General features: G+C 70.7%; 10 protein-coding genes. 4 read left to right on the forward strand and 6 right to left on the reverse strand.

The window, feature by feature from the left end; all coding sequences use genetic code 11:
- Window positions 1–6: 6 nt before the first annotated feature.
- Window positions 7–216 (reverse strand): hemin uptake protein HemP, encoded by a 210-nt coding sequence (gene hemP / locus RIC11_RS14110; protein ID WP_350212368.1) that lies wholly within the window; start codon window positions 214–216, stop codon window positions 7–9.
- A gap of 423 nt (window positions 217–639) precedes the next feature.
- On the opposite strand from hemP, the gene RIC11_RS14115 reads away from it, so the two are divergent.
- Genes RIC11_RS14115 through RIC11_RS14130 form a run of 4 tightly spaced genes read left to right on the forward strand, consistent with a single transcriptional unit; the run spans window position 640 to window position 5,143 of the window.
- Window positions 640–1,311, forward strand: coding sequence for a hypothetical protein (locus RIC11_RS14115; protein ID WP_350212370.1), 672 nt, complete (start codon window positions 640–642; stop codon window positions 1,309–1,311).
- Window positions 1,312–1,350: 39 nt separating this feature from the next.
- A complete protein-coding gene (locus RIC11_RS14120) occupies window positions 1,351–2,607 on the forward strand; it encodes a hypothetical protein (RefSeq protein WP_350212372.1) in 1,257 nt (418 codons plus the stop codon).
- Window positions 2,604–3,506, forward strand: coding sequence for a DUF1559 family PulG-like putative transporter (locus RIC11_RS14125; protein ID WP_350212374.1), 903 nt, complete (start codon window positions 2,604–2,606; stop codon window positions 3,504–3,506). The genes RIC11_RS14120 and RIC11_RS14125 overlap by 4 nt, the downstream gene beginning before the upstream one ends.
- Before the next feature lie 20 nt (window positions 3,507–3,526).
- On the forward strand, window positions 3,527–5,143 hold the full coding sequence (locus RIC11_RS14130) for a DUF1668 domain-containing protein (protein WP_350212376.1): 1,617 nt from the start codon (window positions 3,527–3,529) through the stop codon (window positions 5,141–5,143).
- 18 nt (window positions 5,144–5,161) lie between these two features.
- Here the strand turns inward: RIC11_RS14130 and RIC11_RS14135 are convergent, their stop codons facing one another.
- Genes RIC11_RS14135 through RIC11_RS14155 form a run of 5 tightly spaced genes read right to left on the reverse strand, consistent with a single transcriptional unit; the run spans window position 5,162 to window position 13,027 of the window.
- Window positions 5,162–6,988 carry a hypothetical protein gene (locus RIC11_RS14135; RefSeq protein ID WP_350212378.1) on the reverse strand — a complete coding sequence of 609 codons (1,827 nt, stop codon included), beginning with the start codon at window positions 6,986–6,988 and terminating at the stop codon, window positions 5,162–5,164.
- The gene (locus tag RIC11_RS14140; protein ID WP_350212380.1) at window positions 6,963–8,519 is read right to left on the reverse strand and encodes a hypothetical protein; all 1,557 of its coding nucleotides are present in this window, start codon (window positions 8,517–8,519) and stop codon (window positions 6,963–6,965) included. The genes RIC11_RS14135 and RIC11_RS14140 overlap by 26 nt, the downstream gene beginning before the upstream one ends.
- Window positions 8,516–10,825 (reverse strand): efflux RND transporter permease subunit, encoded by a 2,310-nt coding sequence (locus RIC11_RS14145; RefSeq protein ID WP_350212382.1) that lies wholly within the window; start codon window positions 10,823–10,825, stop codon window positions 8,516–8,518. The genes RIC11_RS14140 and RIC11_RS14145 overlap by 4 nt, the downstream gene beginning before the upstream one ends.
- A gap of 34 nt (window positions 10,826–10,859) precedes the next feature.
- On the reverse strand, window positions 10,860–12,269 hold the full coding sequence (locus RIC11_RS14150; protein WP_350212384.1) for a hypothetical protein: 1,410 nt from the start codon (window positions 12,267–12,269) through the stop codon (window positions 10,860–10,862).
- Window positions 12,266–13,027: a 4'-phosphopantetheinyl transferase superfamily protein gene (locus tag RIC11_RS14155; RefSeq protein ID WP_350212386.1), complete on the reverse strand. Its 762-nt coding sequence runs from the start codon at window positions 13,025–13,027 to the stop codon at window positions 12,266–12,268. Before RIC11_RS14155 ends, RIC11_RS14150 begins: the two co-directional genes overlap by 4 nt.
- Between the last annotated feature and the right edge of the window lie 128 nt (window positions 13,028–13,155).

Here is a 13,155-nt window from a genome sequence, read left to right on the forward strand (position 1 = left end):
AAGCGCCTACTTCTGCAGGATCAGCTTGTCGTTCTTCGTCACGATGAGTCGGTACTGCTCGCCGCCGTGCTGGATGAACACGATCCGGGCTTCGCCGAACAGGTCCTTCGACGTGACGCTGCGCGCGAGGGTCGCCCCGGTCGGGCAGTTGGCCGGCTTCACCGGCACGCAGGTGGGCCCGCAGTTTTCGATCGCAATTTGCGGGGGATTTGGCACGCTGCTGGACTCTCGGAAATTTTTATGCAGGTGGGGTTGCGTTTAATCCCTGTGTCGGTAACTTAACGCTCCTGCGACTCAGTCGCAACACAAGATGCCAGCGATTCTTACACGAGTCGCATCCCTTCGCCAGCTAGGCCGCCTCCGGGGCGCTCGATTTTGAGCCGCCTGGAGGGGGGTCATCGCCAGCCAACGGGAGCTGTGTCGTCGCCGCGGGGGACCCGCGCGACGCCAAGCCCACTCCGTGCCTGCGCGACCCCACAGGAGGCCCAGCTGTTCTCGTGAGCCGCCCCCCCCAGTGCTGGGCGGTCTCTCTCACGCCGGCCTGCGGGCCGTGCGTTTACCCCACCAAGCTCCGCGTGTTGTGGAGCCGCCGACCAACTAGCGCCATTGCGATGATGGCGAAGGGAAAGAACCGACTCGATGCGATGCCTACTCACCCTGCTCGTGGCCGCTTTGCTCGCCTGCCAGGCGCCGGCAGAGACCTTCGACCTCGCCACGGCGACCGACCTGTTTGTGCCCTCGTTCCGCGGCGGCGACTCTTCGACCCACCTGGGCTGGGACACGTTCGGCGCGCCGGGGGCGGCGGTCATCGATGACGCGACGCCGGACATCGGCTCCGGGTCCGGATCGTTCGTCACGACCAACGGCGAGGACCACCAGTCGGGGAGCCTGAACTACTACTCCGGCGGCGGCTCGGTGGCGGAAGACGTGTCGTTCGTCGCCGAGGGCGCCGACGGAAACGGCTTCACCACGGTGATCGTCCAAGCCATCACGCTGTTCGGCGACTGGGGCGTCGGCATCCAGTTCGGCCCGATCGCCGGCGTCGCGCCGAAGACGGTCCTCCAAACCGTCAACGCGGCCGGCGCGGGGCAGTTGTTCGTGAAGTACGAGTTGCCCGGCGTCGGCGAGGCGCTCGGCTTTTCGATGGCGAGCGGCCCGATGAGCTTCACCTCGTTCGACCGCTTCGTGATCGACGCCGTCTGGTCACCAACCGGCTACGCCGCGGACGACGCGATCGCTACGCCCGAGCCGACCTCGGGCGTGCTCGCGCTAGGCGCCGCGTTGATCGGCGCCGCGCTTCGCCCCCGTTGAGATAGGCCCGCCGCCCGCAGACTTCTAGATGGGAATGCAATGAGCAAAGCGGTTGGAGGAACCACCCCCCGGCGGCTGCCGGCGCTCGTCATCGGCGGCGCCGTCGTGTCGGCGGCGGTCTGCTGCGGGGAGGAGGCCCACTGGAGCGAGCCGGCGCTCGACACGTGGGCCTACGTGAATGGCTTCGGCGGCGGGTCGCGCGTGCTGGCGCCGAGCTTCGGCGGTATGTCGGTCGACAGCGACGCGACGGCGTTCCAGCTCAGCGACCAGCGAGCGCCCGCCCGGCTTGGGTCGTTGTTGGTGGCTTTCCAGACGAGCGGCCGGGTCGCCGCGGGGCTGGACCCGAGCCGCTACGTCGTCCACGCGGCGCGGGTCACGGCGCGGGTCCAAAGCGGGAGCACCGGCACGCTCCCGTACAGCGGACAAGCGGTCACTCCCGAGGGGCTTCTAGCCGACGCGCTCGGGCAGGGGATCGACTCCCAGCAGCCGATGGAGCTGTTCGGCGTGGGCTTCCGCGACGGCTACGAGGGGTTCGCCCTCGGCGCCGCCGCTGGGGGCCAGGGCTTCAATGAAGCCACGCCGGTTTACTCCGCGACGGACGGCGGCTACGTGGCGTACCCGATCGTCGGCGACGCGGCCGGCGGCTTCGCCGACGTGTCGAACAACCCGACCGGCGGCTTCAGCGCGACCGCGCCGGGCGGCCAGACCGATCCCTTCGCTGCGACGCCTTGGGCGATTGGCGCCGCCAGCCTCGGAGAGGGCGATCCGATCGCGAACGACACGACGTTCACTTTTGACATCGACCTGAGCCAGCCGGGCGTCGGGGACTACCTGCGGCGGTCGCTCGCCGAAGGCGCCGTGGGTTTCTTTCTCTCGTCGCTCCACCCGGCCGGTGAGCAAGGCGCTCCCGGCGGTGGGGCGTACCCGCAGTGGTACACCAAGGAGTCGGTCGGCGTGTTCGCCGGCGGCGAGGCGCCCACTCTCACGCTCGACGTCAGCGTGCTGCCGGTCGCGGGCGATTACAACGCCGACGGCGACATCACCGGCGCAGACTACGCGGCGTGGGCCAGCGCCTATGGGCAGGTGGCGGCGCCGCCCGGCGTGGGCGCCGACGGCAACCGCGACGGCCTCGTCGACGCGGCGGACTACACGGTCTGGCGCGACGCGCAGCCCGGGGCGTCGGCCGCGGTGGCGGCGCCCGAGCCGCGCGGCGCGGCCACGCTCTTGGCCGCTTTGGCTGGTTGGGTTCTCGCCGGCCCGCTTGGGTTCACCAGTTCGCGGAGGGGGCGACCATGAACAGCAAGGCTCGGGCCGCTTTCACCCTGGTCGAGTTGCTGGTGGTCATCGCGATCGTCGGCATCCTGCTCGCCCTGTTGCTCCCCGCGGTGCAAGCGGCGCGCGAGACCGCCCGCCGGTGCCTGTGCCGGAGCAACCTCCGCCAGCTCGGCGTCGCGACGACGCTCTACCACGACGCCCACCACCGCCTGCCGCCCCCAAAGGCCGGCGCGGTGCACGCGACCGAAGACCACGGCAGCACGCTGGTCTTGCTGCTGCCCTACCTGGAGGAGTCCGCGCTCTACGCGACGTACGACATCTCTCGACCGATCTCGGACCCCGTCAACCGCGGCGTGACGACCAGCGCGATCGCCGTGTACGTGTGCCCCTCGATGCTGCCGCCGACGGCGGGCCCCTCGGGCGAGGGCCAGCCCTACGGCTACGGCAGCTACCTGATCTCGACGAGAACGAGCTACACGCCGTTTATCAACGACGGCGCGTTCGACAACGTCGACGCCACGAAGCCGTACGACCTGCGCCTGTCGGACATCACCGACGGCGCGTCGAAGACCTTGCTAGCGGGGGAGATCAACTACCCGTTCGGCGACAAGGAGCGCCTGCCGAGCGTCGACAAGCCGGCCGCCCCCGGCCAGGGCGGCGCGTTCGCTTGGGCCCAGGGGTATTGGGTGTTGGCCTGGGGCCACATGGCCGACAGCACGCCGAAGCTGTTCAACAACAACCGCCAGTGGGCGCCCTCGGCCTCGCTGCGGACGTTCCGCAGCGACCACCCCGAGGGGGTCAACTTCGTGTTGCTCGACGGTTCCGTACAATTCCTTTCGACCGACTCCGACCCCCGCGTGCGTCGCGCGCTGGTGACCCGCGCCGGGGCGGAGGTCGCCGAGTTTTCCGCCGGTTTGTAGCCCACAGCGAAGGTATCCGAATGTCCCGTTGCTTATTGACCGTCATCGCGCTCGCGGCGTCCGCGCACGCGTGGGCCCACGCGCCGTGGCTCTACGTGACCGACGACGCCACGCCCCGGCTGCACTTCGGCGAGGGCCTTGCCGACCGCGACTACCACCTGCCCGAGGCGATCGCCGCCGCCCAGGTGTGGCAGGACGCGATCGACGCGCCGGCCAAGCGGGTCGCGATGGAGCCACTCGAAACGGACGGCTTCGTCGGACTCGAGGCCGACGAGGCGATCGAGCCACGCGGCGTGCTCCGTGCGGCCATCACCTACGGGCTCTACAACGGGACCAAGCTCGTGTACTCCGCCCAGCATTTCCCAGCCGAGAACCCCGAGGCGTGGCCCGCCGAGCCCCAGGGCCAGACCGGGCTCGCGGCGACGCTCCGCGTCGAGGGCGAAAAGCTCGCCGTCCGCGTGCTGATGGACGGCGCCGGCCTGAGCGACCAAGAAGTGATGCTCACGGGCGAGGCCGGCGGCGAGGGCGTCACGGCGACCACCGACGAAGAGGGCGTCGCCCGGTTCCCGATGGCCGCGGTTCACGACGGGCTCAACGGCCTGACCACGATGCGCGTCGACCCGTCCGCTTCGGGCGAGTACGACGGCGCCCGGTACACGTCGTCGACGAGCGTGCTCACCGCCACGTTCAACTACGATCCAGAGGCAGCCCGAGCCGTGTCGGCCCTTCCCCCCGTGCCGGAGGCGGTCGCCAGCTTCGGCGCGGTGGTGCTCGACGGCTGGCTGTATGTCTACGGCGGCCACATCGGCCAGGCCCACGACCACTCGCGCGACAACCTGTCGAACCACTTCCGCCGCATCCGCGTCGACGGGACCGGCGGCTGGGAGGAACTCCCCATGGCGACGCCCCTGCAGGGGCTGCCGCTGGTCGCCCACAACGGGAAGGTCTACCGCGTCGGTGGCCTCCACGCCCGCAACGCCGCGGGCGAGGAGGAAGCGCTCTACTCGGTCGAAGAGTTCGCCGTGTACGACCCACAGACCAGGCAGTGGTCGGGCCTACCGGGCCTCCCCAGCCCGCGGTCCTCGCACAACGCCGTCGTGGTCGGGGACACGCTCTATGTCGTCGGCGGCTGGACCTTGTCGGGCGCGAGCGACGGCGAGTGGCTGGGGTCGGCGCTGGCGTACGACCTCGGCGGCAGCGAGGGCCAGTGGCGCGAGCTCCCGGAGTCGCCCTTCAAGCGCCGCGCGCTGGCGCTCAGCCACGTCGACGGGCGTGTGGCCGTGCTCTGTGGCATGACGGACGACGGCGACCTCTCCAAGCAGGTCTACTTCTACGACCCGGCCACCTCCTCGTGGTCCGAGGGGCCCGCGTTCCCCGGCCAGGCGTTCCACGGCTTCGGGCTCTCCGCGTGGAACCTCGACGCGACGCTCTACGCGGGCGGCATGGGGGGCGTGCTCTACCGGCTCGGCGAGGACCGTCAGTCTTGGAGCGAGGTCGCCGAGTTCGCCACCCGGCGGTTCTTCCACCAGCTGACCCCCGACGGCCGGGGCAACCTGCTCGCCGTGGCCGGCGCTTCGCCCGACCTGGGTCACACCGGGTCGATCGAGCGGCTCGTTGTCTCACCGAGTTCTAACTGAGCGGCCGCACGGCGGCGGCTAGGCGCCGGGGGCGCCCAGCGACTCGGCCTCGACCGCCACGCCGAGCCACCCCGCGCCCGCGCGGAGGGCCGCGACCGACAGGCCCGCGTCGGGCCACAGGCGGTCGAGCAGCTCCTGCGCGTCGATCGACGGCGGCTGATCACGCTCGGCGGTGTTGGTGAGCACCCGCCGCAGCGCGAAATCGCGGATGCCCAGGCGGGGCCGGGTCCCGTCGGCCCGCTCGGCCGCCAGCACCTCGGGTGGCGCCGCGCGCAGCCCGACTCCGCTGGGGCTGTCGCTGATTGTGTACCCCAGCCGTAATTCCATGCCCGCGTACCGCGATCCGCTCATCTCGATGCGATCCAAACGCAGCACGACGGCGAGCGTGTCGTCGTCGATCTGGATCTCTACCGGGTTGTCCGGATCGAAGGTCGCGACGACCTCGCGCGGCGCCCCGCCCGGCTCGGCGCTTGCGCCGGCGCCGCCGAACAGCTCTTTAAGCGCCACCCGAAGCGGGGCGACGCGGCCGACGAACGCCGGCGCGACGACGCTGGTCAACGCCGACTCGTGCACGTGCAGCGTGGGGAGATCGCCAATCGCTCGCGCCCCGAGGGTTCCGTTCACCGCCAAGCGACCGGGCGCGGCGACCCTGCACCCGAGTCGCACGAGCGTTGGCGTCGTGCGGCACTCGTTGACAGCCAACTCGACGTCGCGCGCGCGGAGGGGCCGGAGGACCTCGGCCGAGACCCGTTCCCGCGCCTGCTGGAGCGTCTGGTGGAGCCAGGCCTCGCCCGCCGCGTCGGCTTGGGCGATCGACTGTCGCTGGGCGTCGTAGCGGGCGATCGGTTGGCGCCGCCGCGCGATTCGGCGCTGGAACAGGGCCCGGAGGCCTCGCCGCGATGAGCACACGCGGAGCAGTTGGCTGTCGAGTTGGCCCGACGTTGTGAGGGGCGAGACCGTCAGCCCGTTCGCGTCGAGCAGCACGGCTGCGCTGGAGCCGTACCGAAACACGCCGGCGTTCTGCGTGGCGACGCCGTCACGGTAAGCGGTGGTCCTCGACCGGCTCACCCCTTGCAGGCTCACGGCGAGGCGCACGCCGCTTGCGCTGGGCGGCGCGTCGAGCGTCGCGCGGACCGTGGTCGTCGCCACGCCGCGCACGTCGGCGCCGTCGACCGTCATCCGCACGGGATGGGTCTCTACGGTGGTCCGGCTGAGGCTCGAGAGGGCCTCTCTGGGAACGACAACGATCAGGTTGGAATCCGCATAGGCCGCTTGCAATTGCTGACGGAGGGTGGCGGCCTGGCCGGTCCCCGCTAGTTCCGCCACCGCGCGTCGCACGCGGCGGTGGTCCGCGACGCTCTCCGCGTCGCCCAGCGCGGCAGAGAGCCGCGCGAGCGTTTCGGCGTGAGCGGAATGCGGGTCGCTAGCGGACCGGACCCGCGCCAGCGCAGCAAGGCGCCGCAGCGCGTCGCGGTAAGCGGCAAACTCCTTCGAGTCGAACCCCGGCCCGGGGCCCGAAGCGATCCGCAACGCGCGCAACCACAGGTGCGGCTCGCCCAAGCCGGCCGGGGAGAGCCGGTCGTCCAGGTGGTCCCATTCCAAGTAGGTCCGCCACGCCGCGCCGCGGGCGGTCTCGCCCCCCGTCACGTCGGCGACGCGCCGCATCGCTTGCCGGAGCTCGGTGATCGACCGTTCAACCGCCTCATCGGTCGCCGGGGTGAAGTCCTGCTGCGCGACCTCCGCTCCGGTCGGGATCGGATGGCCGAAGGCTGGGGCTGATAGCGCGGAAGTCAGCAGCAGCGACCACAGCGCGGCGGCTCTAGTTGCTCGTCGTGGGGTCGGCATCGAGGGTCCCTGCGGCGCGAAATTCCCATCCGTCGGTCGCTTCGAACCCCAAGATAATCGGGTCGGCGATCGAGTTGGTGATTGATTGGAGCAGCGCGAGCGGCCCCTCATGGCGGTAGCCCTCGAGCAACGCCGGGCCCTCGAAGAAGGCCTCGGCGGCGTGCCGCTGCGCCGCGCGTGCGGATCCCGCCAGGTCCGACGCCTTGGCGAGCCGCACGACCGCGATCGACGGGCGGTGGCGCCCGGCAAGGCCTCGGAGCCGCAAGTTCAGTTGCTCGTAGCGCTCGCGTTTCTCCCGAGAGGGCTCGTCGATTGCGCTGTCGAGCAAACCGACGTCGGTCGCGTACACCGCGAAGCCGTCGACCGTGGCCAGGCAGGGCTGCGGCCCCTCGTCGGAGTCGACGCGCCACCCCTCGCCCCGGCCGGGCCATTCGAGGAACGTCACCCCCTCGTCGGGCGCCATCAGCCGCCGGAAAACTTGCGCGACGTCGTCGGCGTGGTCGGTCTGGAACACGAACAGGGCCGGCGCTTGCGAGCGGCCCTGGGCGTCGGTCGTGTAGGGCCCCCGGGCGATGAACACCCTCGGGCCGAGCAGCGGGTACAGGTCCGACTCCAGATCGACGCCCAATCCCTGCTCGTCGGCCAAGTCGGTGAGGAGTTCGCGGTAGGTGCCGTCGATCCCTTCGGCCAGCAGGTCGTCGAACACCCGGTCCATGCGGCGGAACGCGGCCGGCACGTCGGCGTGCAGCAAGACGATCTCTTCAGCCGCTCCGGCGAGCCAAGCGGGCGCGGCCAGGTCGTCGGTTGGTGAGGTCGTGAGGAGGGCGAGCGAGTGCGGGCGCGGCTTGGGGGCGAGCACGAACGCCGACCCGGTCGCTAGGTCGCCCTCGGGGAAGCGGGCCGCGCCGGCAACCGCTTCGATCGAAGTGAGCCCGTGTCGCAGAGCGTGGGCGAGGGCTTCGCGTTGCCGCTCGCTAGCGGTCGGCCCTGCGGCGAGCCTCTCCAGGCCCGTCCACAGGTCGGCCCAGAAGGCCGTCGACCAGCCGTCGGTCTCCTGCTCGATGGGCGGGAGGGCGCGCGACAAGCATTCCGAGATTCCGATTGCTTCGACCCTCGCGGCCGCGGCTATCGGTTCGCGATGGGCGCCGAGGTACAGCCAGCCGTCGCGCCGCATGCCGAAGCGGTCGGCGCGACCGGGCAGGGGAACGATCGGTCCCTCTGCTTGGAGCAACTGGTTGGCAGGCCCGTCGCCGCTCAGGGCCACACGCATCACGCCGGCCGATTGGCCCGCCGGCCCAACGAATTCGAGCCGTTCGGCGCGGCCATTGGCTAAACGGCCGAGCGTTTGGGCGTCCACGCCGAACTGCTCGGCCAAGTCTGGCGCCGATGGCTCGTCAGCTCGGTAGGCGGCCAAAGCGGCGCGCACGTCGGTCACCCGTGCGCCGGACACCAGACGCCAGTCGCCGGGAGACTCGCCGTGCGCGGCCGCCGACGCGAGGCACGCCAGGGCTATTGCTGAGGTTCGGATCATGGGTCGGTAACGCGTCGTTCGTCGACTCGGTCAGGGGGGCGGGAGAACGCCCGGCCCAGGGGGGTCAACAGGATAGCGGGCAAGACAACCAAGTCGGCCATCAGGGCCAGCGCGAGCAGCGAGAACATGCAGAGGCCGAACTTCGAGATCGGCAAAAACCCGCTGAAGTAGAACACGAGCAGCCCCAGCCCCGTCACGAGGGTGGTTTGGACCATCGCCGGCGCGCAGCGGCGGTAGGCTTCGGCGATATCGGCCGCCGCGGCGCCCCCGCCGGCCGTGCCGGCGTGTCGGAACCAGGTGACGAAGTGCATCGTGTCGTCCACGGCGATGCCCAGCGCAGCGCTCGCGGTGAGGATCGTTCCGAGCTCCACCGGTATCCCCAAGAACCCCATCCCGCCGAAGGCCAGCGCACACGGCAGAAGGTTTGGGATCATCCCGATCAACCCGCACGCGAAGCTGCGGAAGATGCCCATCAGCGTCACGCCGACCAGCCCGAAGGCCAAGCCGAAGCTGTCGATCAGGTCGCGGAGCATCTGCTGCTGGGTCTGGTGAACAAGGGGCACGCCGCCGCCGACCAAGACCTCGGACACCGCTGCATCGGCGTGCTCAGCAACGACTGATTCGACGGTCGACTCCACGCTTTGGATGATCGGTCCGAAGTCGAGGCTGCGTGTCGCGGGGCACCGAACCGTGACCCGCCAGTAGTGGTGTTCCGGGGTGACCAGCAGGAAGCCGAGCTCGGCCAGGCGGTCCTGGTTCTCGAGCAACGTTCGGCGAAAAACCGCCGACTTCGCCGCCTGCAGCAACCCGCCGCTCGGGGGCGGGGGAGGGGGCGAGAAGGTGCGTGTGCTGATCACGGCGAACCCGGGGTCGAGCCCGGAAAGCGCGTCGTGCACGGCGGCGACCGCGCGGAACTGCTCGAGCATCCCCCGCGCGTCGACGCTGGGCGTGACGAGCACCACCTCGAGCGGCGTGAGCGGGCCGATCTTCTCTTCGAGCCGCTCGTAGTCGAGCACGACCCGGTCGTCCGCGGCGATCAGCTCGTGCAGCCCCACCGAGGTCTTCAGCCGCTGCACGCCGACGCCGCCGGCGAGAAGCCCGACGAGCGTCGCTAGCAAGATGGCCCACCTCCCCTTGTGCAGCGCGGCGACGATCGACTCGACCCCGCGGCCGTGCTGCGGGCGGGCCTGGTCGGCCTTGAGGGGCCAGATCGCGAAGTGCGCGGCGACGAGGATCATGGTGCTCGTCGCCGCGACGACGACCGACAACGCGCCGAAGAACCCGAATCGCGAGATGGGACGCGTCTCGCTGATCTGGAGCGACGCGAGCCCGATCGCCGTGGTTAGCGTCGCCAGCACCGTCGGCTTGAGCGCAACGCTCAACGCCCAGGCGGGCGCGTCGGCGACGGGGTGGGTGCGGAGCGCGTCGCGGTAGTAGTTCACCAGGTGCACGCCGACCGAGATCGACAACACGAACGTCAGGTTCGCCGCGAGCAGCAGCACGGAGTCGAGGTGGCCGCCGATGAAGTAGATCATCGCCATCGACACCAGCTCGTTGAAGAGCGCCACCGAGAAGACCAGCCCCGCGACGCGCCAGTGACGCTGACAAAGCACGAGGATCAACAGGCAGACCCCGAACGATGCCAGGTTCAACGCACCCAGATTCCGCCGGCTGGCCCGGTCGATCGCCACGCTGTCGATGGTCGGCCCGGCGACGATCAGGTCGGCGCGCGACAATCCGTCGACCCGGTCGGCCGTGTCGTAGACCAGGTCGACCGCGGCCTCGCGGTCCTCGACCCCGCGCCGCGAAACGAACGCGACCAGGCACGTTTCTTCCGAGTCCGGCGCGAGGATCCAGCGGCGCATCCGGTCGAGCGCCGCGGGGCGGTCCATCGACAGCGGCGCCGACTGGTAGAAAGCGAGCATCTCGGCGCCGGTCAGCACGCTGCGGAACAGCGGCGCGGGTCCCTCCGCCGAGGGCTCCGGCCGGAGCAGCTCCCGCCGGAATTCGGCCAGGCGCGGGTCGTCCAGCGACGCCCCGTCCCAGCTGATCATCAGCAGCTCGTCGCTGCCGAACAGCCGCACAAACCGCATCAGGCTCTGGGTCGCCGGCAGGTGCTCCGGGAGCCAGTCGTTGACGTCGTTGCGGATGCTCGACCACGCGCCGGCCGCCCCGTAGATCGCCGGCGGCAGGCTCACCAGCAGCAACGCGACGATCAGCCACCGACGGCGGAGCAGCCACCGCACGCGGCCAAGCGCGATGCCGGGGTCGGGCGCGTCGGCGGCTTTTGGGGGAGTTTCCGGCATCACCCGCGGCTGATGAGGGACAAACGAGAGGCGGTCAGGCGATCGCCCGGTGGGCGGCGGCGCCCGAGCCCGCCGTCGCGCGGAGGCGCTCCGCGTAGGCGTCGAGCAGCCCGTTCGCCTCGTCGTCGGCGAGCGCGTTCGGGTCGAAGCCCATGCAGAGATTGAAGCCGCCCGCGTGCAAGGCGACTAAGAAGCTCGCCGCCGTGCCGGGACGCACCGGCGGCGCCGCGAACACGTCTTGCAAGACGAGTCCCCCGACGCGGATCGTCCGGTCGCGGCGGAAGCGAGCCTGCCGCACTCCCACGTGCAACGCCCCCACGTTCGACAGCACGCTGGTCGCGTGGCACAAGCGTGGCGACGCGGTCGCCGCCAAGAGGCCGGGGACCGCGTGGAATAGCTTCAGAGCATCGAGGAAGATCGTGCCGAGCGACCAGTACTTGACCGTACGCATCTCTTCGGAAATTCCCGTCAGCAATCCGTCCTCCAGCGATCCGTCCCCCAGCAGTGCGTGTCTGCTCGGGCCGCATTGCGAGAGGCTGCGTGTGAGGAACGCGTACCCAAAGATGTTGGCCGCCGGGCAGCCGGCGTGCCATCGCCGCCGCAGGTCGGTCGGAACCAGCACCCGCAGCCAACTGCCCGGGCCGGCGCCACTCGCAGAGATCCGCTCGGCGAGCAGCCGGAGCAGGTCGCGCAAGAGCAAGTCGTTGACGGTCACGCCGAGGTCGGCCGCCCGACCCCTCAACGCAGGGAGCACCCCCTCGGGAAGCCGGCGCCACAGCGTCACGCTCGTCCCGCCCGGCTCGATCGCGCGTGCCGACGCGAGCGGCTGCGGGCGTCGCGCGAGCCACTTGTAAGTCTCGGCGCCGAGAGTCTTCGCCACCTGAAGCGACGACACCGGCTCGGGCGGAGCGACACGCACGTCGGCCCTCCGGGCCAGCTTGGCCGGGTCGGGCGGCGGCGTTTGCAGGCCCTCGGGGTCGCCGGTGATTTGCCCGTACCGCGCGAACAGGTCGCAGAGCACGCGCTTCGCGCCGAGGCCGTCGGCCGCTGCGTGGTGGAAGTAGCCGATGACGGTCGCGCCGCCCGGGGCCGCTTCGACCACGAGCCGCGCCGCCGGGCCCGTCCGCAGGTCGATCGGCTGGACAGGCACGCGCCCTCGGCCATCGGGCGGGGCTTCTGGGAGGTCGCGCCACTGGAGCGGCGGGGGCTCGTTTGCTTCGACCCACCGCCAGCCGCTGTGCCGCCGTTCGACACGAGCCGAGAGCAGCGGCTCCTCGGCCACGGTGTCGGACCAAGCCGCTTGGAGCGCCGCGCGCTGGATCTCGCCACGGAAACGAAACCCAAACGGGAACACCATCGGGTAGCCCGGCCGGTCGTCCCGCACCATGTAGGCTTCGAACGGAGTCAACGGCAAGGGCAGGGGGCTCGCGGCGCGTCGGTTCATCGATCGCCTGCGGCGAGTAGCGTTTCACGGGGCCGAGGGGCCGCCGCGTCGGCCGGGCGGGCCCTCGCCAACGCAGCGACTCGGCCCGGGCCGGGTCGCCAAACGTCGACGGGCATCCGTTCTCCGGTATCGCAGGCGCAGCGCCAATGACCGTGGGCTTCGAGCGAAGCCTCCAGCCGCAGAGGCCGGAAGGGTTCTCCGCGTTGAATCGCTTTGTAAGCGGCCTCTTTCACGGCCCAGACGATGGCCCGTCGCGTCCGACGGCCCGAGCACAACCGCTTTTCGGCCGGCGTGAACCAGGCGGCTTCGACCGAGGCGGTCGCGTCGGCGATCCGGACCGTGTCGACTCCGACGGTGGCCGACCCGGCGCCGATCGCGGCGATCGCCATTTGCTCATCGTGCGTGAGCGACAGCGACGCCTCGAGCGGCGTCGCGTCGAGCCACGCCGTAGGGCGGTCGCGCTTTCCGCCGCTCGTCCTCGAGCGTATCGAGACCCGATGGGCATCCGCGACGTCGACTCGCCCGCACCAAACCAGCGCTTGTTTGATCGCGACACGGCCGCCGAGCCACGCCCGGGCCGCGACCGGGCTGCGGAGGCGCCCGAGCACGCTCGCTTCCTCGGGGCTCAGCCATTGGTCGACGAGCGGGCCGAGCTGTGCGGCGGCGGGCAGGGCGTAGCGGCCGATCGCGACCTCGCCGCCATCGACGAGGCGGACTTCGGCGCGGAACCCCGCCTCGCTCGGTTCGCTGCTTGTCACCTTTAAAACCGCTGTTGGAAAAGTCAGCCTTTTCTCCGCAATTCGCCCAGGCACGCTATACCACTCGCCCCTATCTGTCTAGATTTCCCTTTCTCGCATGCTGGCGCCCCCCCGTTCGGCTTGGTTGA

The organism is Botrimarina sp. (assembly GCF_040219535.1).
In the GTDB taxonomy this organism is placed as follows: Bacteria; Planctomycetota; Planctomycetia; order Pirellulales; family Lacipirellulaceae; genus Botrimarina.